General features: G+C 40.4%; 21 protein-coding genes and 3 pseudogenes. 14 read left to right on the plus strand and 10 right to left on the minus strand.

Features of this window, described 5'->3' with window-relative positions; all coding sequences use genetic code 11:
* Positions 1-6: 6 nt before the first annotated feature.
* The gene (locus tag R7M92_RS08070) at positions 7-1,776 is read right to left on the minus strand and encodes a choice-of-anchor I family protein (RefSeq protein ID WP_318133080.1); all 1,770 of its coding nucleotides are present in this window, start codon (positions 1,774-1,776) and stop codon (positions 7-9) included.
* Positions 1,777-1,975: 199 nt separating this feature from the next.
* Here R7M92_RS08070 and R7M92_RS08075 point away from each other — a divergent pair, with 199 nt between their 5' ends.
* Positions 1,976-2,320, plus strand: coding sequence for a HopJ type III effector protein (locus R7M92_RS08075; RefSeq protein WP_005375560.1), 345 nt, complete (start codon positions 1,976-1,978; stop codon positions 2,318-2,320).
* Positions 2,321-2,358: 38 nt separating this feature from the next.
* Here the strand turns inward: R7M92_RS08075 and R7M92_RS08080 are convergent, their stop codons facing one another.
* Complete coding sequence (locus R7M92_RS08080; RefSeq protein ID WP_080276966.1) at positions 2,359-2,667, minus strand: cysteine-rich CWC family protein; 309 nt, start codon at positions 2,665-2,667, stop codon at positions 2,359-2,361.
* A 144-nt stretch (positions 2,668-2,811) separates the two neighbouring features.
* On the opposite strand from R7M92_RS08080, the gene R7M92_RS08085 reads away from it, so the two are divergent.
* A complete protein-coding gene (locus R7M92_RS08085) occupies positions 2,812-3,027 on the plus strand; it encodes a DUF3820 family protein (RefSeq protein WP_005375557.1) in 216 nt (71 codons plus the stop codon).
* Positions 3,028-3,067: 40 nt separating this feature from the next.
* Positions 3,068-3,313, plus strand: coding sequence for a hypothetical protein (locus R7M92_RS08090; protein ID WP_017821096.1), 246 nt, complete (start codon positions 3,068-3,070; stop codon positions 3,311-3,313).
* Positions 3,314-3,553: 240 nt separating this feature from the next.
* Here R7M92_RS08090 and R7M92_RS08095 read toward each other — a convergent pair whose 3' ends face one another.
* The 3 genes and pseudogenes from R7M92_RS08095 to R7M92_RS25080 all read right to left on the minus strand — a co-directional run.
* Positions 3,554-4,948 carry a BspA family leucine-rich repeat surface protein gene (locus R7M92_RS08095; RefSeq protein ID WP_318133082.1) on the minus strand — a complete coding sequence of 465 codons (1,395 nt, stop codon included), beginning with the start codon at positions 4,946-4,948 and terminating at the stop codon, positions 3,554-3,556.
* Positions 4,949-5,866: 918 nt separating this feature from the next.
* On the minus strand, positions 5,867-6,874 hold the full coding sequence (locus R7M92_RS08100; protein ID WP_318133084.1) for a DUF1176 domain-containing protein: 1,008 nt from the start codon (positions 6,872-6,874) through the stop codon (positions 5,867-5,869).
* A gap of 180 nt (positions 6,875-7,054) precedes the next feature.
* Positions 7,055-7,189 (minus strand): annotated as a pseudogene (locus tag R7M92_RS25080) (chromosome partitioning protein ParB); the annotation flags it as partial.
* Between the two features lie 351 nt (positions 7,190-7,540).
* Here R7M92_RS25080 and R7M92_RS08105 point away from each other — a divergent pair.
* The 3 genes and pseudogenes from R7M92_RS08105 to R7M92_RS08120 form a co-directional block, all read left to right on the plus strand.
* Entirely contained in the window at positions 7,541-7,783 is a 243-nt protein-coding gene (locus R7M92_RS08105) for a hypothetical protein (protein WP_318133086.1), read from the plus strand.
* Complete coding sequence (locus R7M92_RS08110) at positions 7,764-8,684, plus strand: leucine-rich repeat domain-containing protein (RefSeq protein WP_318133088.1); 921 nt, start codon at positions 7,764-7,766, stop codon at positions 8,682-8,684. The genes R7M92_RS08105 and R7M92_RS08110 overlap by 20 nt, the downstream gene beginning before the upstream one ends.
* Positions 8,685-8,850: 166 nt before the next feature.
* A pseudogene (locus R7M92_RS08120) lies at positions 8,851-9,165 on the plus strand (thiamine biosynthesis protein ThiJ); the annotation flags it as partial.
* 458 nt (positions 9,166-9,623) lie between these two features.
* Here R7M92_RS08120 and R7M92_RS08125 read toward each other — a convergent pair.
* The 4 genes from R7M92_RS08125 to R7M92_RS08140 all read right to left on the minus strand — a co-directional run bounded on the left by R7M92_RS08125 (position 9,624) and on the right by R7M92_RS08140 (position 12,828).
* The gene (locus R7M92_RS08125; protein WP_318133090.1) at positions 9,624-10,052 is read right to left on the minus strand and encodes a hypothetical protein; all 429 of its coding nucleotides are present in this window, start codon (positions 10,050-10,052) and stop codon (positions 9,624-9,626) included.
* Positions 10,049-11,401: a TcdA/TcdB catalytic glycosyltransferase domain-containing protein gene (locus R7M92_RS08130; RefSeq protein ID WP_318133093.1), complete on the minus strand. Its 1,353-nt coding sequence runs from the start codon at positions 11,399-11,401 to the stop codon at positions 10,049-10,051. The genes R7M92_RS08125 and R7M92_RS08130 overlap by 4 nt, the downstream gene beginning before the upstream one ends.
* A gap of 4 nt (positions 11,402-11,405) precedes the next feature.
* Positions 11,406-12,203, minus strand: a complete 798-nt coding sequence (locus tag R7M92_RS08135; protein ID WP_171346317.1) for a hypothetical protein — start codon at positions 12,201-12,203, stop codon at positions 11,406-11,408.
* A gap of 298 nt (positions 12,204-12,501) precedes the next feature.
* Entirely contained in the window at positions 12,502-12,828 is a 327-nt protein-coding gene (locus tag R7M92_RS08140) for a hypothetical protein (RefSeq protein WP_171346316.1), read from the minus strand.
* A gap of 262 nt (positions 12,829-13,090) precedes the next feature.
* On the opposite strand from R7M92_RS08140, the gene R7M92_RS08145 reads away from it, so the two are divergent.
* The 8 genes and pseudogenes from R7M92_RS08145 (at position 13,091) to R7M92_RS08180 (ending at position 24,077) form a co-directional block, all read left to right on the plus strand.
* Entirely contained in the window at positions 13,091-14,341 is a 1,251-nt protein-coding gene (locus R7M92_RS08145; RefSeq protein WP_318133095.1) for an HlyD family efflux transporter periplasmic adaptor subunit, read from the plus strand.
* Positions 14,341-16,470, plus strand: coding sequence for a peptidase domain-containing ABC transporter (locus tag R7M92_RS08150; protein ID WP_225474199.1), 2,130 nt, complete (start codon positions 14,341-14,343; stop codon positions 16,468-16,470). The genes R7M92_RS08145 and R7M92_RS08150 overlap by 1 nt, the downstream gene beginning before the upstream one ends.
* Before the next feature lie 1,212 nt (positions 16,471-17,682).
* Positions 17,683-18,663, plus strand: a complete 981-nt coding sequence (hemB, locus tag R7M92_RS08155) for a porphobilinogen synthase (protein WP_203498726.1) — start codon at positions 17,683-17,685, stop codon at positions 18,661-18,663.
* A 396-nt stretch (positions 18,664-19,059) separates the two neighbouring features.
* Positions 19,060-19,930: pseudogene (locus R7M92_RS08160) on the plus strand (hypothetical protein).
* A gap of 4 nt (positions 19,931-19,934) precedes the next feature.
* Positions 19,935-20,702: a CDP-alcohol phosphatidyltransferase family protein gene (locus R7M92_RS08165; protein WP_080996661.1), complete on the plus strand. Its 768-nt coding sequence runs from the start codon at positions 19,935-19,937 to the stop codon at positions 20,700-20,702.
* Positions 20,695-21,627, plus strand: a complete 933-nt coding sequence (locus R7M92_RS08170; protein WP_017635765.1) for a phosphatidate cytidylyltransferase — start codon at positions 20,695-20,697, stop codon at positions 21,625-21,627. The genes R7M92_RS08165 and R7M92_RS08170 overlap by 8 nt, the downstream gene beginning before the upstream one ends.
* A 9-nt stretch (positions 21,628-21,636) precedes the next feature.
* A complete protein-coding gene (locus R7M92_RS08175; RefSeq protein ID WP_318133098.1) occupies positions 21,637-22,281 on the plus strand; it encodes a lysophospholipid acyltransferase family protein in 645 nt (214 codons plus the stop codon).
* A gap of 545 nt (positions 22,282-22,826) precedes the next feature.
* Positions 22,827-24,077: a DEAD/DEAH box helicase gene (locus tag R7M92_RS08180; RefSeq protein WP_318133100.1), complete on the plus strand. Its 1,251-nt coding sequence runs from the start codon at positions 22,827-22,829 to the stop codon at positions 24,075-24,077.
* Positions 24,078-24,228: 151 nt separating this feature from the next.
* Here the strand turns inward: R7M92_RS08180 and R7M92_RS08185 are convergent, their stop codons facing one another.
* On the minus strand, positions 24,229-24,645 hold the full coding sequence (locus tag R7M92_RS08185; RefSeq protein ID WP_005375544.1) for a VF530 family DNA-binding protein: 417 nt from the start codon (positions 24,643-24,645) through the stop codon (positions 24,229-24,231).
* Positions 24,646-24,652 lie beyond the last annotated feature (7 nt).

Raw genomic sequence — 24,652 nt, forward strand, 5'->3', positions numbered from 1 at the left:
ATTACTTTATAGATTGATTCGGAAGACGGATGTCGTGCCCGATACCTCATTGCCAACGACGATAAAATGACCACCGTTACGGGTAAAGTAATTAATGGACTCTGGACCTAAATCGCCTGCTTTTGGATTGTATGTGTCGTTCATGCATTCGCCATCTTCGACTTCTGTACATACTGGCTGATTGTAATCACGGCGGTTTACGTAATGCATAAACTGCGCTTGTTTCGGGTCTGTGATGTCATAAATCATGATACCGCCTTGACGCTCCAAGCCGATAAACGTGTAATGACGACCGTTAATTTGTGCTACTTCAATCGCCTCTGGCTCAATACCTTTATCATCACTTCGGTCATCCCCACTACTATTGTTATCGTTGGTGCTGTTGAAGTTCTTGCCTTCATTCAGCAGCGCGATAGTCGCGAAATCGTCACCACTATCGAAGACCAACTTGCCGTTTTCATCCCAAATCGAGAATGAACGCGCGCCAAATGATTGAACATTCTCTTGTGCAGAAAGCGTTTGTTCCGGCTTAATCACTTTTAAACGCGCGAGTTGTTTGTTGTCTTTTAGTGCCTCTGCCAATGGGTGTTCTGCTGCCACTTTCAGCTTCTTACCGCGCACTTCATCAATATGGCTTAAACAGGTTCCTTGCTCAGATGTATATTCATCTGTACCGAGGTAATCGTCTTCATCCCACATAAAGCCAGCTTTGTCGCACAGTTCTTGAGTGGTTTTGAATCCGTACTCACGCCCGTCGCCTTCATTTGCCGATACGATGTAAGTACTCCCATTCACTGAGTAGCTGTCGATGGTGTCAGGCATAAATAAGCCAACCAGTTGTGGGTAGCTTTTCAAGTTCCCAATGATTTTGTCTTTGTTGGATGCATCGAGTTTAGCGCCCGACCAAGACTTCTCACCTAAGCCAACAATTTTTTCTACCGATTTGCTCTCTGGATTGACGATTGCCATGGCGTTATTTTCTTGTAGCGCGACATAGATTTTACCGTTATCTGCAAAAGTGAGGTATTCAGGCTCTAGATCTTGTGCGACGGTGGCGTTTGGCCCCGAAATACGCACATTCATTGGGAGCTCTGCTTTTCGTGAACCATCAAATTCGTTAAAGCCAATTTGTGTCACTTCTGCTTGAGTAACACCAAGGCTCAGATCGATCAAAGTGATACTACCTTCAGGGTCAATGCTGTAATCGCTGTTTGGTTCTCCTTCATTAGCGGTTGCGATGTATCGGCCATCTTTTGAGAAGCCAACCATGTCTGGCAATGCGCCTGTTGGGAAAGTCGTGACTAATGACAAATCGCCGGAGCGGTACAAGCCAACAATACCATTCGCTTGTTTATTACTGTTTTCAATCGCAACTGCTACCAAACCATTGAATACAGCGACACTGTTTGCTGCGCCAATTTCAATGCCCGCTGCTTCGCCAGCGCTGTTGAGATCAATGAATGCGCTTTGCGTTGGTACGCCGTTGTCATCCATAGACATTACATCGATACGTTTTGCTTGAGCATTCACCACATAGAGCTTATCTGTACAGGCGTCATAACTGACGATTTCAGCTGCCGATGTGTCGAATGGAGCATCAGCAACGGATGTCCCGATAAACGTTAACCCTTGAATTGAAGTTTCCCCAGCAACGGGCGCAGTGGTAGGTTTGCATTGTGTAGCGAATGAAGCCACGGTATCTTCGGGTTGTGATGAACACGCGATGGCAAGTGATGACAATGCGAGTGCACCGATTGCCTTTAAAGGGGTGATCATGATATCTCCTTATCAATCCGATAGGTTGTCAATCAGCATGGGTTTTATGCTGCTGTCCATTTCCGCAACTGGAATGATAGAGCGCTGAATGACGTGTGATTTGGTAAGGCTCTGAATATATGTATGATTGATGACTCTTATATTGGCTTTTTATGAAACTAATGTGTCATCAATATGATGAGGTAGGGATAGAGGAATAATGGAATTAAAATCGTTTTTAGATTTATTGGCAGCGTCACCAGAGCAGGTCGAATTTGAAGCAACGATGGCGGTGATCGAAGATAACTATACGTTTGAGCCAACCGCTTTTGTAAATGGTGAGACACAAAACAATGCAGGCGAGAACAACGGTTCGTGTAAGATCTTCGCTTTCGGTTTGCTAAACAACCTAGACAAAGAAGCGACGCTAGCCTGCTTTGGCCGTTTTTATCGTGAAGATGTATTGCAGCATCCAGAGAACAGCGATCACCAGAATATTCGTAATTTTATGGTGACAGGGTGGGAAGGCATTAAGTTTGAAGCGTCCGCTTTAACCGCTAAATAAACACCAGTCAGAAAACGATGATCAGTAAGCCAGTCGTATTACGCGACTGGCTTTTTTTCTAGACATTTTCGGCACAAACACAGCTGGTTGGCGCTTGGCTTGGGTAAATCACGGGTTTCAATAGTAAAGCACCAGCATGTCTCTTTGCCTGCGGCGATATCACAATGGGCTTGAGTCCCGCATTCAGGACAACTGTGTGTTGAATCTTCTCCTGCGATTTGTTCGATAATCGCATCTCGTTGGAGATCGGTTTTGTCTTTCCATTGGATGATTTCATCCATCGTTCGGTGACAACCAGAGCATATTCCGGCGTTATTTTTACATGCTGCTCGACAAGGTGACTTCATTGCTTTCTCGTTCTCATTTTTTATGCCGCGTACTCTAGCATAAAGCGAGTCAAGGCCGCCAAAAATAAACGTGACTGCGATTTGCTGGTGAGGAGGGAGAACCAGTGTTACCCTTGGACGAGTTACCTTAACTCTCTGTCACTTATGTTAGAAAAAGAAAACCTCATTAAACTCGCTAGAATGCAAATGCCATTTGGGAAATATGCAGGGCGAGTGTTGATCGACCTGCCTGAAGAATACTTACTGTGGTTTGATAAAAAGGGCTGGCCAAGCGGCGAGCTAGGGGATTTGCTCAAGCTATGTTTAGCGCTCAAAATTGAAGGCTTAGATAGTGTCGTGAAGCCTTTGAAGCGTATGTAACTAGCCACAGAAACTCCCACTCTTGATGAAAAGACTTATTATGAATTTTGATATCGATGCACTGAAACACCACCAATTGGTCGAAGATGGTAAATTAGAGGGATGTTACATTCATCAGCCAGCTCAAGGTAGCCAGCAAGATGACAAAGCTGTTTTGGCAGAGCGCCAAGCGTTGGAAAAGTTGGGATATAAGGTAATACAGGTTAAAGCTAAAGGCGGGACAACAACGTTTGCCGAGGCGATGCAAAAGCTAGCGAAGGAAACTGGTCACCTGCCTAAGGAGTAAGTGAGTGTAACCTGCCACAGCCTTACAAGTTCTCCCACCAGACTATTTTTTCATTCAAAAGAGCCAGACCGTTAGGCTGACTCTTTTTGGGCCATTCAGTCCTAGCACTGTATCCTTTTGGTGTGTGTACCAATTAGATTATACCGTTTACAATTGAGAACGCTTATTTAGAGAAATAAGTATCCACGCAAATGTACATGCTTTATCAGTGATTTAACTATAGGAAATCTAGAGAAAGGATTAAAGAGTAGATTCTTCAGGATCTGCGTATAAAATAGAATCAAGAGCCCAATCGGATAAATCATAAGAGAAGGACTCTGTACCATGAAGCATTCCCCACATTGAGTTAATATTTCTTATATCCCAACTGCTTATGTCCTGATTAAAAGATTTGGCTCCGTAGAACATAATATAAGTACTATTCACTCCAGTAACATCCCAGTTGGAGATGTCTTGATTAAAATTCTCTGCTTGATAAAACATACCTTTCATGTAGTGCACAGAACCCGTGTTCCAAGATGAGATATCTCCATTAAATTTACTCGCTCCATGAAACATATACGACATATATCGTACACTAGTTGTATCCCATTCTGATAAGTCTTGGTTGAATTTTCTCGCCAGATAAAACATGTAGGACATATTTTCAACATTACTTACATCCCAGAGATTTATGCTATGATCGAATGATACAGCATTAGCAAACATACCTTCCATAGTCTTGACTTTGCTTACATTCCAGCTTGAGATATCCTGATCGAAAGACTTTGCCTTAGCAAACATTCCATTCATATCCTCAACCTTGCCAACGTTCCAGTTTGAAATATCTTGGTTAAAAGAGCTAGCACCACCGAACATAGTTCTCATATTGGTCACATTGGAGACATTCCATTTTGATAGGTCTTGATTAAAAGAGTCTGCTTTCCAAAACATTCCCGCCATGTTGGTTACATTACTAACATCCCAATTAGAAATATCCTGGTTAAAGGAATGCATTTCATAAAAAAGCTTACTCATATCTGTTATTTCAGAAGTATCAACGTTTGATATATCCTCCTTGAAGTAGAGCATCGCCTTAATATCATCGACAGTAACCTTCATTGGAAGAAATTTGGGTCTATGCTCATCCGTCAGCGCTGAAGTCATTTCATCATCATCGTAATTGAAAGTCATATAGTTGGCCACATTCAAGACATTCCAAGCACTCAAGTCCTGATTAAAGGTCCTAGCCGCAAAGAACATGGCTGTCATATCCGTCACATTACTAACATTCCACCCCGATATGTTCTGGTTGAAAGAATGAGTATGGCTAAACATATTGGTCATATTGGTAACGTTACTAACATCCCATCCAGAGATATCCTGATTAAACGCTTTAGCATCATGAAACATATAGGACATGTTAGTAACGTTACTAACATCCCATCTAGAGATATCTTGGTTAAATGTATGCCTATGAGCAAAAAGTCTACTCATATCTTTAATTTTAGAAACATCTACCTGAGTTACATCTCTACCTGCTTTGATCATTTCAACCAATTCTTGCCGCATAAGCGGATGTGTTGGGGTAGCTTCTTTTTCGCAGCCTGCCAGTAAAAATAATCCTATCAAAAGAATTGGCTGTAACTTCTGCATTATCTTCCCTTATTCAATAAAACTTAACCTGTTGTATATTATGTCTATTCTACTATAAAAAACAGACGAAGCTTTCCATATACAAGGTGCCCCTCTAAATTTTAGTTGACCACTACAACACAACTGTTCAGCATATGTTTTATTTTTAAACTCCATATCAGCAATGGCTAACATACTTACAGTATCTGTTTATATTAGCCTCAATGTTGTTTCTAATGACTTATCCCCAATCATCAAATGAATGATTGGTACGTTCACGTCATTATGTTCCAGTCATACTGCAAAAGTGCTTCTACCGATTAGTATGCTAGGATGCTCACCATCTTTTAACCGCAAAGAATTTTGTTAACTGTCCATTCTTCTTCACAATATCACGAACTTGGATGCGGTATATCTCTAGTGTTGTCATTCCACTATCCAAGAATAACCTCATTAGACAAGCATTTAGCTCTGGTATTTAGGTAATGACCTTGAAGAGTCAAGCTTTGCCTTTATCCTCGGTGAGCGTGGGTAGTGCCATGTGTGTTATTTCCTGTTTTACATCAAGAAACACACACGCTAGCAGTGGCAAGCTAAGAAATCAGTGATCTAGATATTGGTGTGATTGGCTTTAAGGGAAAACTGAATGATTGTCATTGCTCATTCATTTGCAATGAATAAAAATTTTTTATAGGCCAAAATTAAGTAACGTCAGGCGGAGCATGTGAACTAAAACGCTTTTGTCCAGAAATTTTACCGTGGGCAACTTCTAACGCAAAAGTGCCCCCAAATCGCTTAGAATCTTAACTCTATAAAACAGAGGCCGCATGTACTTGCCCTACTGAAAGTAATCCTTTTTTATACTCCACCGCTTATTGATGCGAACAACTTAGCAAGCCGCCACCAAGATCGACATTTAAACTCACCTCATTTACAAAATTATTGCTTAGAAGGAAAAGTTACATCAGTGATGTAGGTCGGCATAGGGTCAATACCGCCGGCAATACCTCGGCATGGACCCGTGCTGGATATTAAAGTGGGTACCATAGATTGCCCATCAAACACCCATGCCTGACTTTCCCAGCAATCGCCATATCCTCGTCCCTTGCGGTCTTGGCGCGCCATACCATCTATATAAAAACCATCACTTTCCAATGCAACCAACTGATTGGGGCCATTTTTATCCGCTAACCAATGGTTGCAAAGCGCGTTGTAAGCCATAAGCCAACAAGCACCAATAAAGCGTTTACCCTGACCCAGCTCTGCAGTTTCAAGTGATGCGCTCTGGAGTTCGAAATCCAACTCAGATGCTGGCACATTGGTGGTCAGCAACTGTAACACCTCATTATAAGTTGACGAACCGATTTCAAGGGTAACAGCGTTTGATAGCGGTGCTTGCACAGTCAAACTTGGTGGTACTTTAGCGGGTGGTACTTCGTTCTCAGATTGTTTACCTTTGGCAACCACAGCAAATGGTGTGTTGCTACGCCCTTGATACTCATCCATTTTGCGAAACACAGCGCTGGCGCCATTGTTCGAAATGCGCCAGCGCTGCTTGCCAGCGCCTACTTCAATTACCGCGTTAGTAGTAACCACCGCCAATAATGCCTGTACTTGCATGGCGCTCAGCTGACTCGTTTTATCCGTGTAGATTGGGCCGAGGTCTTGGTTGTCAATCAACAAAGTCACACTTGCTGGCAACGCCTGCTCATCATGTAGCTGCAGAAAAAGCTTTGCCGTGATCTGGGTTGCAGGTCCAGCTTCACGTCTAAACATCATTGCCATACCATAGCCAAGACCAGCTTGCGCGTACCCCGCTGCTCGGCAAGTGCCAGTATTGTCACAAGCCAAATACCAATCTTTGTGATCAAACCTAGCTCCGTCAAAAGCTTGGACAGAAAAAATCGCTACACTCAATGCGATTATAATTAGACGAATATAGCGCATTTTCTTATTCCTTTGAGATAATATATCTGTGAATGTCTGATGGATTCTATGCGTTGAATTTAAGTTAATTTGACTTATTCGAAGGCGATTTTTGACATGAACTACTCCAGCCAGACTGGAGTAGATAATGATTAATCTAAAACCAATCTCATCGCTTGAAATACATTAGTTTTACCAGCTGTTACGCCCCTTCAGGCGCTTGCGTGCAAACATCCCTATAATATTGAATTGGGTTAGGAGCGTAACTTCCGCTTGGTCTGAGCCTTTGTTCGCTTCCGCGACTTTTAGCTCGACTTTGATAGCCGCAGAAATTGCCCATCTCTAGTCTTCTTATGAATATTCATCTTGAATATGGATGATCAAATAGGCAACAGTTTTCTTTATTACAGGAAACTGTTGCCCCTATACTCATTAGATCAAATACCCTGCAAAAAGTTATCCGATAGAATGAAATTCAACACGATTTAAGCGTTTTATATGCTTGTTTGGCTTGTCAAAGTGCCTCTTTTGTTAGAGAAACTATCTAAGCATCTTTTTGGGAGTGATAATCCATTAAAAGTATTGTTATCATCCTTTTATCTCTGAGTAGAGCTAAATTTCTGTGAACATTTTATGCTCTTGCAGAGAAAGACCGATAACGGTCTAATTATAAACCCGAGAGTAGCAATGTCATTATCAAGAATAAAACTCAATAGGCTAACTGGCCAAATCTTTGGCATCTTGCTTAGTCTAGCCCTTCTAACAGGCTGTGAGCATGCAACGGAAGGGTTAGTCTATGCTAAAAAATTAGATGGCTCGCAGAACAAATCAATACTTGTAGAGTATACCGGTAGAGAGACCGATGTCATAATTTCAAGCTCGGTGACCATTATTGGTGAAGGCGCGTTTGTTGGTCACCAACATCACTAATGTAACCATACCGGATTCGGTTACCACAATTGAAGATGAGGCATTTAAGGACAATGAGCTCACCAACCTGACCATTCCAGATTCCGTGGTAGCCATTGGCAAAGGGGCGTTTAGTGATAACAAGCTTACCAGCGTTATACTCTCAGGTTCGTTGAATACCATTGGGGACAATGTGTTTAGTTTTAACCAACTTAATAGTGTGACCCTCCCAGATTCGATTACTATGATTGGTGAGATGGCGTTTGGTTACAACCAGCTTACTAGCGTTACCCTCTCAGATTCAACAACCATCATTGGTGATGAGGCGTTTATGTTCAATAAACTTAATAGTGTAATCCTCCCAGATTCGGTGGTCACTGTTGGAGCGTGGGCTTTTCATAATAACAAGCTCACTAGCGTAGCTCTCCCAGATTCGTTATCCACCATCGGTGCTGGAGGGTTCAATGGTAACGTGTTATCCACATTAAACAATATACCATCAGATGGCTTTATTTTTGCTCGTAATGATGATGGAAATGAGAACAAAAAGGTCGTTGTTTCCTACGGTGGAGCAAGAAGAGATATCGTTGTTCCTGACTCCGTGACTACTCTTGGGAAGGGGGCACTTTATGGAAATAAGCTCACTAACGTAACCCTTCCAAACACGTTGACTACCATTCGGGAGCTGGCACTTAGCCATAATGAGCTCACCAGATTAACTCTACCTGACTCAGTACTTACCATTGGGAGGAGGGCATTTGATGGAAACAAGCTTACTAGCATAACCTTTCCAGATTCGGTGACTGTCATTGGTGAAGAGGCATTTACTGATAACGAGATCACTAGTGTGATCATTCCTGGTTCGGTGCGCGCTATTAGCCCATGGGCGTTTGATCTTGGTGTAGTAACTAAGCGGAATTAAAGCTATTTTGGATGCTGTCGTCTTGAGCTGGTAAATAGCAACTATTGATAAGTTATCCTTGAAACCATATGTATTGAGGCACACAAAACGAGCACTGCCGAATAAAAGGCAGTAGTTCTTTTGACGGTTTGTTTGTATGAGTCTCGAAAAGGCGAAAGTACATAAATGTGCAGGGTCTTTTTTACACGAGCTTCGCTTGCTGAAAGGTAAAAAATTAACGACAGATCCACATGCAAAAGCTATTCAGTAGAGCACGGGAGGAGATGTTTAAGATCTTCCTTTTGTTTTGAAGGTAATATAGCTACCGTCGGAGACGCCTTTCAGTTATTTACTTAGTCGTTTGGGTAGCAGAAAGGCTTTGTGATTCAAACAAACGTAAAGCATACAAGAGCAGTTAACTCCCACAGGGCAGTTCGACTTATTTGGAAATCTCATTTCAGCAACATTTCGTCTGCTCAGTATTTTAGCGCTCATAAATTGAATGACTGTCAAGTGACCGCGCATCTTGGCGGATTTTTGATATCTTAAAAAACTATATTTATGGATCTATCCATACTTCTCCTAATCACCGCCAGCCAAAATAGAGCAGAAAGTTCAACAAGCTTCTGTCCAGAAACGTGTTTGAATGGGACCGCTCAATCTGTGGATGCTCAAGACAACCAGTTTGATACTTTATCACTCAGTTGTAGCGTGAGTCAGACTTTGTAGTAGGAAGTAGTATGAAACTTTATTCCTCTCCTACATATGCGCTTCACTAACGCTTCGAAATTTTCGGAGACATACGCCATGATAAAATAACTCAACAAACTAACAGGAATAGGCATACTCGAAACTCAGTATATCGTTTAAAATGCAGACAATTTTGTTAGTGTTCAATCTCAAGTTGAATTTCGCAAAAAATTCGCTTGGCTTTGAAACTAAACCACGCAATAAAGCACATTATATTTTAAAACAGTAGCTAAGACTTTGTGAGGAGACCCAAAAACTCATAAAGCGAGGACCAACACTGTGAATTTTTGAGCTGTATCCAGTGATATTATCTGCCTTTTTTCTAAGTACTTTGACATAAGAAGATGCTAGTTCATTGAGCGCTGTAATTTGGAACTCTTGGATTTGGTGATGCACAGTATTATCTAACAATTTCCATTGCCCTTTTACTGCTGTCTTGTATCGTAAAACCTCTCCACCGGGGACTTTTAATAGTAGTGTGAATATATCACTTTGAAAGGATTCTTGACTGTAGATGGTCTTATCAATAGTGGCTGCGGCGGGTCCGTCTTTGATGCATTTCCAACTGCCTAAAATGGACTTTTCGTTAGCATACGTATAACTGGAGAAGCTAAATATCAAAATTAGTAATAATCTCATTTATTCATCCAAGAAGAGTTTATGTGTTTGAGGGTGAACATAGTTTGCTCTGAATAAGAAAGACCAAACTGTCTAAGTTTAAAAGCATAGGAGATAGCACTGGGGCTTGCTTCGTTGTCTAGTTTGCACAATTGATAAGCACATCCAATCATGACTTCTAACAATAGTGATGGTCCAGTTAGTATAAGGGTTACTTCTTCATCAACTCCTTTTTTAAGTCCATCATAACGATAGTGCTGGAGTCTTCGGTAATAATCATCGTCATTCATCCTAGTATTAGATAACGCCTCAAATATGTAGCCGTGAGTTTCACAGTGTCGATAGCGTTTTTTCATTTCTCTTAATACTATCCCCAGCGCTTTTGAGTTTGGATGAGCAGCTATGAGATTATTATTAAATTCACCCAAACTGTTCTTAGAAGCTGATATCGATAAAAGGTGCCGGTGTACAACAGGATATTTAAACATTGAAAAATGCAGCCCCTTAGAGATGACTTGTTCTAACTCAGATAAGACCTTCGGGTGATGCGCATTGAGCAGCTCAATACAACCATCTAACTCAGGTTCATTCTTAGGATTGCTACCTAGCAACTGAGATGCGGCGGTGTGACTAAGTACAACATCAACTAAATTTAAAAGAGAAGGGGTCAGTTGGCTTGTATGTTGAAGTAATGTGGAGTTGTATTCCAATTTAGGAAGTGTATCCACATCAATATAAACACCACCATACAACTTAAGGATCAATATTCTTAATATATCGCTTGCAGCTGCGAAATTACCCCTTAAGATCGTTTCATACAAGTAGAACTTTTTGAAATCATCATCAAAAAAAATAGCTTCAAAATCTCCACGTATATCTTTGACTTCAAACTTACTTTCCAAAATTGATAAATTATGACTATATTTATCTTTCTCTAATTGAAGTTTGAATACTAATTCTGGGAAATAAATTTGAGAGTATGACTCTAATGTTTTATCTAAGCTTGAAATCCCATTTTTTGTTGCAAATTGATATAAAATATTTTGTGATTTTATAAGATTACAGCCATTTTTATTGCAAATTAAGGTCAATAATTCATTTCTCAAAGAAGAGTATTGTGTTTGACTGTCTATCCAAAGTGTCAAAGATGAAGTTTTTTTTTGCCAGATATTTAAGTAATCCAAGCTATTTAGGTTAAGGTTACCAAGCCAGATAAAATGACACGAATTTGGCACTTCATACATATTTAAGCTAGAAAGTTCTCTCGTTCTTATGTTTTCTTTGCAGATAATCTCATTGATTAGATCATAGTTCTCTTCATCTATAAATTTATCGAACGTGCAGACCGCTCGTTTAAATAAGTCGACCAATTAATTATCCTCGTACTTTCTCTAGCAATTTTTGCTTCTCTTGAGTAAAAGTAACCCATTGCCTGAGCACCTCACTATTGTTAGCTTCGTTTTGCACTCCACATTGCTGACCACCAATACTAATATCAGGGTTCGAATACAAACCAATCACAAAACCATCTTTTAGGTTCTCATTCATTACTGTACGGTAAGGTCCGCAATGGTAAGCGTGCGCTTGGGATTGTGCTGACTGAAACCATTGGAGTCCGCCTTTCTCATGACCTGCCATTGCAAGGTGGCCTAGTTCATGTTCAAGAACATATTGGTTACCATTTAGTGTAATAGCAGCCATTCGAGCAACGTCTCCAGGATAAGTGTAACCTTTATATTCTGATGGTAGAGTCTTAACGACAACAACTATAAAGTCAGTTAATGACCCTAGATGCTCTTGCTTTTCTTGGTCAGACAAATTGTTTATTAGGCGATCGTATAAAAGTGAAAATTCTTTCGCACTGTGCGGAGTGAAAGCATTATCAACAAAAGTAACACTAGTCAAGAGACGTTCAATAGGTATACATGAACGTTGCAAAACTTGATTGGAGGTGGCCACTAATTCGGAAATCTGGAGTAAAATCTCGTCTTCACTCATATCAATTGAGCGCTCGACGAAAAACTTTAAAGTGGTGGTTAATGTATCATTTTTACTACATTTATGCACTACTAGTTCATTCTCTCTAGAAGTATTTGCGTTAGAAAACAATAACCACGACAAGAAGAACAATAACGCAAAAAATCCCAAAAAGAAGAGTGATTTTTTTTTCATATTAAAAGTTATTAAAGTTTAATTACTTTGACGTAGATAAATCTAATTAGCTATTTGTTAACTAATAATTAATCCGTACAGTCAACCAAAAAATTTTTAGTCTCAATACCAAACAGTATAAGCCAAAGCCTAAAAATCTATAGAATAAGCCAAACTTGATTTGTAACTTTTGAAATGAGAAACATTTTCATATAAAGAACTAAATCAACTATATAATTAACAAAAACAACCTTATTTGGTAAAAATATGGAAAGTTATGGTACAGTTATATTTAAGTTTGGCTATTAGTTTTAAGTTTCTAAGATGCTTTAGCAGCGAAAACGCGAATTACATTTAGGCCAGAACCGCTACTCGAACTGCTACTTGAACCTCGACCTCTGCCACTGGCTCGGGTATTACAGCCTCCGGTTTTAATTGGAGTGCTTTGACCCATATCGTTACCTTTCTTAATGTTTGCTGCATTTGTACCAGAACCACCATACTGACCACCGCCTAACGCACTACCTACAATCTCATTTATTGCATTTGTATAATCATTTGGATTTCTGGGGTCAAAGCCGCCTACAACTTGATTTAAATCTTCTTCACTTAAAGTTTGAACTTTAGAGCAAGTCACTTTCTTCATTATTTATATCCTTGTCAATTTAACTTATATTAGCGTGACCTTAAAAAGCCGGTGCTTTTGCAAACAACACAATAAAACCAGTTTTGTTAATGAAATATTGCGCCGCTGTATGACTTATACGCTCTCAAAGTGAATGATTTCAACATAATTATTACATAAATTCATGATATGTGACATTTGGCACATGTTTTGTGAATTATTCACTATTCCATTTATATGATTAGGGCATACTATAGATATATCTAAATTCTATAATTTTGGAATGGAATCAATGCTGTTTAGGGATGAGGTTGTTAAATCTAAGCGAACCAGAATTACTGGGAATATAATAATTGTTCAGCCTATATCAATTTATACTTCTTCTTTAATGATATTCTTGATATTTATTTTGGTCGTAATGTTTCTCACACATTCTGAGTACTCACGTAAAGAGAAAGTTAAAGGGTACTTAATTCCAGAGAAAGGGTTAGTTAAAGTGTTCTCGGATAGAGAAGGTGTTGTAGATGAACTATATGTTCAAGAGGCCGAATACGTGACCGCTGGGCAACCATTAATCAAGGTCAGAAATAGTCAAAGTTTAGCAACTGGTATGGAACTATCTGATGCATTGAGTAAAGAAATTGGTAAGCAGATATCAACACTTCGGGTAGAGCTTAAGACAAGAGAGAAAATTTTTGGAAATGAACGGTTACGGATTGAGCGACAGATTGTACAATTAAATCAGAGTTTGTCTTCTGTGAAAAAAGCAAGAGCCACGAATAAAAGACGCCTGACTATTAAAGAAGAACAATACTTAAAAAACTTAAAACTATTTAAAAAAAGGTATATTTCTGATACACAGCTTTCTATGTTTCAAGAAGAATATCTCGAAACTAAGGAAACGAATGATCGTTTTGAGAGAGAAATAGCAATAACTATGGTTGATTTATCTAAATTGGAGTCTGAATTAGAAAGCTTGCCAGAAAAGATGTTAATAAAGAAAGCTCTATTAGAAAGACAAATTTCCGAATTGGAGACAAGGCAATACGAGTTAGAAAACCAATATGAATTTGTAAAAATGGCACCAGAATCAGGAGTGGTAACTGCAATTCATCCATCGTTAGGCATGCGTATAAATAACCAATCTCCCATTCTTAGCATCATTCCTGAGAATTCATCGTTGGAAATTGAATTACTACTTCCGACACGTTCTGCAGGTTTTGTTCAGAATGGAGATATAGTACAAGTTCGATTTGATGCTTTTCCTTACCAAAAATTTGGTTTGATAACGGGGGCGGTTGTGAATATGGATAAAGCATTGATCTTGCCAACAGACAAAGTGCTACCGGTTAAAATTAATGAAGCAGTGTACCGTGTTAGAGCAAAGATAAATCAGCAGTCAGTTACCGCCTATGGAAAAGAATTTCCACTTAAGGTAGGTATGATAGCTGATGCAGACATTATACTAGAGAAGAGAACATTGCTAGAATGGCTCCTAGACCCCATTTACGCGCTTAAAGGGCAATTAGGTTAATGGAAGTCTCAAATATATCTGACAAGATCACAACTCAATCCCTAGATCTACTTTCTTTCTCAGGTCTTAAGCGTGTACCTATCATATTACAGTCAGAGGTATCAGAGTGTGGTTTAGCATGCTTGGCCATGATTTCATCGTTCTACGGTCATAAAGTAAACGTTAGCTCTCTGCGTAGTCACATGAAGCTTGGATTACAAGGAATGAATCTCAAGCAAGTAATTCACATAGCAGATCAACTACATCTCGCGGGCCGCGGAGTCAAATGTGAAGCCGAAGATATCTCACACCTTGCATTACCATGTGTTCTACATTGGAATCTTGATCATTTTGTAGTACTTACGAAAGTCTCGTCAAGGCACGTTTATATCAATGACCCTGCTTTTGGTCGACGTAAACTCACTCTCGCACAGTTTAGTCAATCATTTACGGGTATAGCGTTGGAACTCACTCCTACCGCCAAGTTTGAGAAAAATGATACTAGTAAAACAATTCGTATCAATCAGTTGTGGGAAAAGGTGACAGGCCTTAAACGAACTTTAGGTACGTTATTGATACTTTCATTGCTATTACAATTTTCGGCATTGATTTCCCCCTATTACATGCAATGGGTGATAGATAATGTTTTACTCAGTAACGATAAACCTCTGCTATTTGTACTTGCTTCTGGGTTTGCATTACTCAATCTAGTCCAAATTCTAATCAGTGCGTTTCGGAGCTGGATCGTAATTCGCCTCAGTAGTGCCCTTAACATTCAAATGGGTGCAAATCTATTTCAGCATATGATACGTTTACCTTTGTTATATTTTGAAAAACGTCATGTCGGCGATGTTGTTTCACGCTTTAGTTCCCTCAATTCTATTCGAGAGTTGTTTACGACAGGTTTAGTCGAGACATTTATTGATGGTGTCATGGCTATAGTCGTTATTATCATGATGTATTTATATCACCCTATGTTAGCGACCTTAGTTTTAGGGTTTGTATTTACATCGTTTATTATTCAGGTTTTTTTTTACTATCCTTGCCGTCAAGTTACAGAAGAGTCGATTGTTGCTAGTGCGAAGGAAGATTCTAATTTTCTTGAGTCTATTAGGGCGATTCAAACTATAAAATTATTTAGCCATGAGTCGGTGAGGCAAAACAATTGGCTCAACCGATACGCGGAAGTTATCAATACTGACATTCGATTGGGTAAGCTACGTATCTCTGAAGGAGTGTTGGTCAACCTACTATCTGGACTTGAATCAATATTGGTTGTGTACTTTGGTGCATTAGCAACAATGGAGAACGAGTTGACAGTTGGAATGCTTCTAGCATTTATTGCTTACAAAGGACAGTTTACTTCAAGTATGTTCGCATTCATTGATAACGTAATCTCCTTTAAATTACTTGGGCTCCATCTTGAACGGCTCTCCGATATAGCACTAGAAAATCGAGAAAGTACCGATGCAAAAGCTGTCTTACCTACACAAATTCAAGGGCACTTGACAGTGGAAAACCTTGCCTTTCGCTATGCAGATAATACAGAGTGGGTTTTAAAGTCAGTGTCTTTCGATGTAAAACCTGGTGAATGTATCGCAATTACAGGGCCTTCTGGATGTGGCAAAACCACCTTGATGAAGCTTTTATTAGGGTTACTAAAGCCTACTCAAGGGAAGATCTTTCTTGATGGCATTGATATCACTGCTTTTAACTTGAGTGAGTATCGATCCTGTATTGGTTCTGTGATGCAAAATGATAGCTTGTTATCCGGTACGATTGCAGAAAATATTACGATGTTTGATTCTAGCCTTGATGAAAAAAAGATGCTCGATTGCTGCAAAATGGCTTGTATTTCGGATGATATAGACTTAATGCCAATGGGATATCACTCTTTAGTAGGGGACATGGGGAGCGCGTTTTCCGGCGGGCAGTTGCAACGTTTGTTTTTAGCCAGAGCATTGTATAAATCACCAAAGTTATTATGTTTAGATGAATCCTCAAGTCATTTAGATGAAAACAATGAAATTTCGGTCAATAATAACTTAGCTCAACTTGGAGTTACTAAGGTCGTAATAGCACATCGAAAGCAAACTATCGAACGAGCAGATCGTGTTATAGAACTTTCTAAAATTAATGTTCTGTCGTAAAGTTTTTGGGTTTAGGTTTAGGTTTAGGTTTAGGTTTAGGTTTAGGTTGATATTTGTTCCATTATCACCTCAAACTCCAGAATTCAACTTTGTTTTAATTAGCTTAAGCACAAGGCTTAACAGAAGTCGCCCTAATCTTCGAACATGGTTTTCAGTTATTGACCTGTTTTGACAGGCTTTTAGAATCATTGAAACATATTATAACTGAAAGACGTGGAAACAACTCTCCTGAACTTAACTAGAAGGTAGCATTGGCGACAGCTAAAGGTGGCAATAATGTTGTTGAGTAGGTACAGGAATACAACAAAAGTTTATGCACATTTTGAGTACATGTACTAAATCCAGCGTTGCTTTTAGTATTGGCGCTCAAATATACGACACGAAAAGTGTGGAATACCAAAACTGGAGTTAAATTTTGGTATTAGTTTTAAATCATAATACTTTGGGTTGGGGGTACTTCAATTAAGATGTATGTACTCTATATGCGTTGTCCGTTGATAGTGAAGAGGTCCCCTTAATGCAACGTGAGGTAAAAAGCTGCTATAACATAGTTGTTAATGGCGTCGATTAATGCGGTAGAGCGGCACTTCACAATCCACTTTATGACTTTAATGATGAAATTTGGGGGGGCAGATATGTGTTATTGGCAAACGTTTGTGGAACAGTAGCTAGCTAAGTAATCACCTCTGGGAAAAGGGCACTGGCAAAACCTCTGATATGCCTGTGTCACAATGTTTGCGAGTTTGGTTAGTTTCGAGTTGCATTTGTGTATAGACACACTTAAGCAATGTTGTTGAACTAGAGCTCTAGTGGACTTTGAGCTGTGTTATCAAACACGATCTACTTTCCATGCTTTTAATAAATTCATTGCTTGTTAATATTCAAATTCCCGTAAATGATTTCTGTCCAGAACCTTTACAGTTGGCACTTCGTAGCACAGAAGTGCCCCAAAATCATTTGGTGCAAATACTCTTTTAAACTTTGAAGGCATATGTTTTCCATACTAAAAGTTATACGAATCCTAAATATAGAAAAGTATTGCGTTGTGGGCTGCCACCTCATTTCTTAAATAACTATTGACTGATTTTGTATTGAAGAGCAGAGTGAAAAAACTGCATTCTTAGATCAAAAAGTGATTTGTTGCTAAAGAGAAATCATAAGATCTGACTAACGAATCTTTTCATCGAGTAACTTAAATTAGGATATGATATTTTGAATACGGCCCCAATACGACGCCTTAGACGCCTCCGCAGTTCCGAAGCTATGCGAGATTTATTAAGAGAAAATTATGTGCAGCTAGGTGATTTAATTCATCCTATATTTGTCGAGGAACATATAGAGCGAGCTGTGCCAATTTCTACTCTACCTAACATAAGCAGAATCCCAGAGTCTCATTTAGCGGATGAGGTCCGAGAACTTTATGCTTTAGGTATACGCTATGTGATGCCTTTTGGTATATCTCATACTAAAGATGCGCAAGGAAGCGACACATGGAATGATCATGGTTTACTTGCACGTATGATTAAAATAATAAAGTCTGCTGTGCCAGATATGATGGTCATTCCAGATATTTGTTTCTGTGAATATACTGATCATGGACATTGTGGAGCAATAAAGAGTAGTAAAGTGTGTAACGACCTTACGGTTGAAAACTTGGTCAAGCAAGCTTTAACAGCAGCTCGAGCGGGTGCTGACATGTTAGCCCCTTCAGCAATGATGGATGGTCAAGTAAAAGCGATTCGTCTGGGTCTTGATGCTGCCGGTTATCATGACGTGGCAATTTTGGCACATTCAGCTAAGTTTGCTTCTTCCTTTTACGGGCCATTTAGAACGGCAGTAGATTGTGAACTCAATGGTGATAGGAAAGACTATCAACTTGACTATGCCAACGGTCGACAAGCTTTACTCGAAGCTTCACTTGATGAAGCTGAAGGTGCTGATATCCTTATGGTCAAACCAGGTACACCTTATTTAGATGTGCTTTCCCGCTTAAGACAAGAGACTCATTTACCGTTAGCGGCTTATCAAGTAGGTGGAGAGTATGCGAGTATTAAATTTGCGGCTCTGGCTGGTGCTCTAGATGAAAAGTTAGTGGTGAACGAAACTTTTATTGGGCTAAAACGAGCTGGAGCAGATTTAATTGTCAGCTACTACACCAAGCAGTATGCGAAATGGTTAAGTGAAGAAGTTTAGCTGAATATTTGACTATGAATTTTAATAAGTAACATAAGCTCTCTGCCTCAACAGGACTGTGGACTAAAGGAATGCTCTTTGTCCACATTATTCAACTTTCAGATTTGGCATATTCGCAAGTGTTTAAAGCTTTAAGGTTTCAGCCCGTTCTGGCTGAAACACTTCTGCCCCAAAACTCGCTAGACCAAACACTCTAGAAGATCTGTGTCGTTCATTTTACCCTACGAAAAGTTATCCGATAGAATGTAACCCAACACTATTGAGCCTTCATTGTGCCTGTTTGGTCTGTCAAATTGTCTATTTAACTGGTTAAATCATCAGGTAATCTTTTTGAGGATGATAAATAACTGAAAATATTGTTATTATCCTTTTTATTTATCAGTAAAACCGACTCCCATGAGATATGAATCCGCTCCGTAGCCCAAAAAGAAAGACAAGAAACAACTAGAGAACGAGTAGCTCGCCAACGTCGAGAGCGCAGGAAGAGGGAAGAGTTGAGGTATACCGCGAGCGATGAAAAGCGAAGGACAGAAATTAGAGAGAGGGTTCTTAGAGATAGACAAGAGGCTGGATTAGGTCAAATCTCTCAAGGTTTAAAAACGCCTCAAATTCTAAGCGATTCTATCGGGCTACAGTGTTCACTTGACGATGAAATGGCGAAGAATCATCAGCATGTACTTATTACTGATTTAGAAGATGCGCACAAGATATTGCATAACGTTTGGCTAGATTCTGGTAAAGACGTTGCAGCTCTTGCAGCGAGTATTAATACAGCAAAATCATGGTTCAACCACACAGAGCCGATGTTTGACGCCGCGTCTATTGCTAAGCAATTCGGGGATATGAACATTAAGGCGGATCTTGTTGAGAGCAGAGGAAAAATCATTGTCGCATTCAATGGGACAGATCAGAACGGGAAAGCACTCAAACATGCGTTTGTGAATGGCGCTCGTATCAACATGAACCGAAAAAATACTCGCTTAACTCGTTTAAAGCAATGCAACCGGGTTTTAGCCCGAAATCTAGGGTTGCAAACTTTAAAGGTGCAGGAGCTTTAACGTTTGTTGTATCGGCGAGTATTGCTGCCAGTGACCTAGTGTTTAAAGATGATTACCACCTAGTGTATTGGTTTGGGAATGTTCGCTCTGACATGTTCAAATTTATACTCCAGAGCGCACATGGTGAGGCCGCGTTGTTTGCTGCTGCTTTCTTAGGTCAACCGATAATTATATGTGCAATTGCTGTAACAGCGACAAAACTTATTTAAGGACATGGACTGCATGGAATCCAAAAACGAGTCTAATCGACGCCCTCTTGCAGTGCGTAAAATCTCAGTTATCAAACGAATTGCTATTTGGCTGAGCCAAAAAAACATTACCCCTAACCAAATCTCACTGATGAGCATCCTCTTTGCCGCTATTGGCCTTGCTTTTGCAGCTAGTTATCGCTTCTGGCCTACGCCAATTTGGTTAGTGCTGTTCGCTCTGATGGTTCAAATGCGGTTATTGTGCAATCTATTTGACGGAATGGTCGCTGTAGAAGGTGGGAAGAAAACCCCTGCTGGTGAGTTGTTTAACGATGTTCCAGACCGTATTGCCGATCCGCTGTTGATTATCGCTGCTGGTTTCGTTGCTCATTCAGCATTTTCTATGCCTCTAGCTTGGATTGCGGCACTATTAGCGGTACTCTCAGCTTACATTCGCGTTTTGGGTGTTAGCATGGACTGCTCGGCCGACTTTCGAGGACCAATGGCTAAGCAGCATCGAATGGCCCTACTCACAGTAACTCTTTTAGTAATGGCGATTAACCATTGGTTTACGTTATCACTTGGCATTTATTTGATGGACATATCGCTTGCAATCATGGTAATTGGCTGTGCTGTAACTTGTTGGCGTCGTTTGGTATGTATTTTTAATGCTAAAAAAGAACTCGCTAACTTATTATTGAACCATGAAAAAAATCATCAGGCCAAGCATTCTAAGTCTCTAACAGCCAACGAGACAATCGATAAGGCGGTAGGTGAAACTAACCATGATTAATATCCCTACGCATTCGTTATACATGATGGCCGCCATCACACTCGTACTAGTGATTGGCACTTTGGTTTACCTGTATTTGTCACGCCATAATCTTAATAAGGATTACCACGAGCTTAAACTTCGCATTCGTTCTTGGTGGTGGATGATCGGAATCGTCTTTGTTGTGCTCTATCTGCCCACTCAATACACGCTGATTTCTGTCGCCTTTTTGAGTTTTATGGCGCTGAAAGAGTTTCTCTCTGTAGTACCAACGCGCATGACAGATCGACGTGTGATCTTCTGGGCTTACCTTTCGATCCCGTTTCAATACTACTGGTTATCAATCGGTTGGTATGGCATGTATATCATCTTTATTCCTGTCTTCACCTTCCTCTATCTTCCAATGGTCGCGGTGCTGATTGGTGATACCAAAGGTTTCATTCGCTCAGCAGGTATCATTCACTGGGCGCTAATGCTGACGGTATTTTGTGTTAGTCATATGGCATATTTATTGGTATTGCCCAGCAAGAATCCAGAGACCGGTTCAATGGGAATGCTACTGTTCTTATTGGTATTCACTCAGTTTAGTGATGTTTGTCAATACGTATGGGGTAAGAGCTTCGGTAAACACAAAATCGTACCGAAAGTCAGTCCAAACAAAACATGGGAAGGCTTTATTGGTGGTGCGGCAACCATCATCATCACTAGCTATTTTGTGGCACCTTACCTGACACCATTAACTTCAGTTCAAGGTTTAGTTGCAGGGATGATTATCGCCTTGAGTGGCTTTATTGGCGATTTGGTAATTTCATCGGTTAAACGTGACTTACAAATTAAGGATACCAGCCAGTTTATCCCCGGCCATGGCGGCATTTTAGATCGTATTGATAGCCTGATGTTCACCGCCCCCTTATTCTTCCACTATATTTATTACCTCTACTACTAAGAAGACAATATGAAAATTTTAAAAGTTTTGTTCGTCTTGCTGTTTGTGAAACCACTGGTGTTTGTTGGTTTGGGGCTCAACATCATTAATCGGCAAAATCTGCCAAGCAATGGTCCTATGGTGGTCGCGGCTAACCACAATAGTCATCTCGATACTTTGGTATTACTGGCACTCTTTCCTATCAGTATGGTACATAAGGTGCGTCCTGTGGCAGCAGCCGATTACTTTCTCAAAAACAAAGTATCAGCATGGTTATCACTCAATATTTTGGGCATTATTCCCATCCATCGTTCACCGAGTAAAAGCGAGCGGCATACTGTATTTGATGAGTGCCATAAGGCACTTAATCAAGGAGATATCTTGATTATCTTTCCTGAAGGTAGTCGCGGTGAACCTGAAACTATGAGCGTGTTAAAGAAAGGGATTTATCACTTAGTTAATGAACATAAAACTTGTCCTGTCATTCCGGTGGTGATGCGCGGATTAGGTCGAGCGCTCCCTAAAGGAACAGCGATGCTTGTTCCTTTTAACTGTGATGTTGTATTGGGAGTGCCAATCGCGAGGTTTGAAAATGCAGATGACTTTCTAATAACCATGCAAGTTGAATATCAACAGCTTGCACAAGCATGTATTGTGACTAACCACGAAGAGTAGATACGTTCTAGCTCGACAGTACTCCATTATCGTTTAAAGCAAGAGCCCCAAAAACTTAGGGAATCCGTTTGTCTTACTAGATCCGAACCAGCAATTTTGGACACTGAATTAAGTAATTTTCTATACTTGAAGTTACTCGTACATTACTAATTTAAGTAGAAGTTCTAAGTAACTTTGCCCACCTGCAAGCTATGGTATTTTCTCAAGCTATATTAAGCTCTCAAAACCACAGAGCTTAAATAGTGTGGTTAAGCCTTTGATTCGGATGTGGCCTGCCTTTGTAATCTCTTTCCCCAAAATACAATGTGTTTTGTTTTACAGGAGTCAGAATACCTGGCTCCTTTTCCCTTTGCTTGTCGTGAGAGCTACCACTTTGGTCGTAGAGTATTGGTTACCGAAACCATTAACTCATGTTAGTGAAAGGAAATTCCTGAACCCTATAGTGCTTCTTTCACCAATCTTCTGTTTGGGCCATTATCTCTAACATCCAGACGCGAAATAGCATAAGATACACGGCCTTTACTAGCACTGAGCCACTCATCGTAATGACAGATAAAACACAGCAAGCGACATTTGCCGATCTTGGCCTGATTCCAACATTAGTCGAGCGACTAGAAGCGTTGGAATACAGCCAACCGACGCCTATTCAATCCCGTTCTATTCCTGATATCCTTGAAGGGAAAGATATTATTGGTGGTGCCAATACGGGTTCTGGTAAAACCGCTGCTTTTTCGCTGCCAATCTTGCAAAAAATTGTTCAGCAAGACGGAGCAAACAATCGCCGTGGCAACTTCGTTTCCCACCTGATTTTAGTGCCAACTCGTGAGTTGGCATCACAGGTGGCATACAACGTCAAATCTTACTCATACCATCTTAGAGATAAGATCAAAACGGTTGCCGTATTTGGTGGTGTATCGGTGAACCCACAAATGCTAGCGCTTCGCGGTGGCTGTGACATTATCGTAGCTACGCCGGGTCGATTACTTGATCTGGTATCCAGTAACGCGATTAAGTTGAACCAAGTAGAAACGCTCGTCCTTGACGAAGCCGACCGAATGTTGAGCCTCGGATTTACCGAAGAACTGAATAAGATTCTTGCGTTACTGCCAGAGAAGAAACAGACGCTGTTATTTTCTGCAACTTTCCCTGATAAAGTCACGACGCTGGCTCAGCAGTTGCTCCGCGACCCTGTTGAAGTTCAGTTGCAGAGCGCAGAAGCCAGCACTTTGGTGCAGCGCGTGTTTAGCGTAAATAAAGGTGAGAAGACGGCGGTACTCGCGCACTTAATCAAACAGCATCAGTGGCGACAGACTCTGATTTTTGTGAACGCTAAGAATGCCTGTAACCATTTAGCTCAAAAGTTGTCAAAACGCGGTATTACCGCTGAAGTTTTCCATGGTGATAAAGGGCAGGGCGCTCGTACTCGTGTCCTTGACGGTTTTAAGTCTGGCGAGATTCAAGTTCTTATTGCCACCGATATCGCAGCACGCGGCCTTGATATTGAAAAACTTCCAGTGGTGATTAACTTCGATCTTCCGCGTAGCCCTGCTGATTATATGCATCGAATCGGTCGTAGTGGTCGTGCTGGTGAAGTAGGTTTAGGATTATCTCTTATCGATTACGACGACTACCACCATTTCAAAGTGATAGAAAAGAAAAATAAGTTCCAACTTGAACGCGAGCAGGTAGTCGGTTTTGAAGTGGAAGACGATCAGAGTGAAGCCTACTTTTTACCAATGAAGCCGCGAGCGAAGCCGGCAGGTACGGGTAAAAAGAAGAAAAAGCGTAATCAATAGAAAACGTAAACTACATGTGAGTTTACTTACGGGAGTTGTTAGAGAAAGGGAATGCTCACTAGCTTGAGTCTTCGCTTCTAGCCATTCCTTTAAAGAACAATAGAGCCCTGCTGGAGCTACCAGTAGGGCTCTATTGCTTTTCAAGATAGTGTTATTGGCGACGAGCAGGGCGTCCGCGAGGTGAACGCTTTTTAAATGCAGACGCTGCTTTGGCTTGTGACTTAAGAATAGAGTCAACGGTTAGCGGCATTGGCTCTTTAGGTTCAAGGCCATGAGGGAAGGTACGAGCTCTTGGTGGTAAGTTGTATTCTTCTTCGCTCGCGCGTGGCATGCGCTTAAAGCGATAAAGGTAAAAGTTTTCTAATTTTTCTCTCGCCCATTCGGTTTTCTTTAAATACTTCACGCTACTTGCAATCGAAGGCTTAGTGTTAAAGCAATTAAAACGCATTGCTGTATCTAGAATGTCCCAGCCGTAAAAATCCACTAACTCTTGCAACATAGTCTCTAGCTTTAATCCGTGCAGTGGATTGTTCTGTTGCAGCTCGATTCTCTCTTCGTCAGTCATCATTTTTAAG

It is taken from the genome of Vibrio sp. Vb2880, assembly GCF_033337975.1.
Classification (GTDB): Bacteria; Pseudomonadota; Gammaproteobacteria; order Enterobacterales; family Vibrionaceae; genus Vibrio; species Vibrio alginolyticus.

Bases quoted from the DNA above. Each gene is read 5' to 3' on its own strand.
- R7M92_RS08070 (WP_318133080.1), bottom strand. From the start codon at position 1,776: ATGATCACCCCTTTAAAGGCAATCGGTGCACTCGCATTGTCATCACTT.
- R7M92_RS08085 (WP_005375557.1), top strand. From the start codon at position 2,812: ATGTTAGAAAAAGAAAACCTCATTAAACTCGCTAGAATGCAAATGCCA.
- R7M92_RS08135 (WP_171346317.1), bottom strand. From the start codon at position 12,203: ATGAAAAAAAAATCACTCTTCTTTTTGGGATTTTTTGCGTTATTGTTC.
- R7M92_RS08145 (WP_318133095.1), top strand. From the start codon at position 13,091: ATGGAATCAATGCTGTTTAGGGATGAGGTTGTTAAATCTAAGCGAACC.
- R7M92_RS08175 (WP_318133098.1), top strand. From the start codon at position 21,637: ATGAAAATTTTAAAAGTTTTGTTCGTCTTGCTGTTTGTGAAACCACTG.
- R7M92_RS08090 (WP_017821096.1), top strand. From the start codon at position 3,068: ATGAATTTTGATATCGATGCACTGAAACACCACCAATTGGTCGAAGAT.
- R7M92_RS08105 (WP_318133086.1), top strand. From the start codon at position 7,541: ATGTCATTATCAAGAATAAAACTCAATAGGCTAACTGGCCAAATCTTT.
- R7M92_RS08170 (WP_017635765.1), top strand. From the start codon at position 20,695: ATGATTAATATCCCTACGCATTCGTTATACATGATGGCCGCCATCACA.
- R7M92_RS08185 (WP_005375544.1), bottom strand. From the start codon at position 24,645: ATGATGACTGACGAAGAGAGAATCGAGCTGCAACAGAACAATCCACTG.
- R7M92_RS08150 (WP_225474199.1), top strand. From the start codon at position 14,341: ATGGAAGTCTCAAATATATCTGACAAGATCACAACTCAATCCCTAGAT.
- R7M92_RS08075 (WP_005375560.1), top strand. From the start codon at position 1,976: ATGGAATTAAAATCGTTTTTAGATTTATTGGCAGCGTCACCAGAGCAG.
- R7M92_RS08095 (WP_318133082.1), bottom strand. From the start codon at position 4,948: ATGCAGAAGTTACAGCCAATTCTTTTGATAGGATTATTTTTACTGGCA.
- R7M92_RS08165 (WP_080996661.1), top strand. From the start codon at position 19,935: ATGGACTGCATGGAATCCAAAAACGAGTCTAATCGACGCCCTCTTGCA.
- R7M92_RS08080 (WP_080276966.1), bottom strand. From the start codon at position 2,667: ATGAAGTCACCTTGTCGAGCAGCATGTAAAAATAACGCCGGAATATGC.
- R7M92_RS08100 (WP_318133084.1), bottom strand. From the start codon at position 6,874: ATGCGCTATATTCGTCTAATTATAATCGCATTGAGTGTAGCGATTTTT.
- R7M92_RS08140 (WP_171346316.1), bottom strand. From the start codon at position 12,828: ATGAAGAAAGTGACTTGCTCTAAAGTTCAAACTTTAAGTGAAGAAGAT.
- R7M92_RS08125 (WP_318133090.1), bottom strand. From the start codon at position 10,052: ATGAGATTATTACTAATTTTGATATTTAGCTTCTCCAGTTATACGTAT.
- R7M92_RS08180 (WP_318133100.1), top strand. From the start codon at position 22,827: ATGACAGATAAAACACAGCAAGCGACATTTGCCGATCTTGGCCTGATT.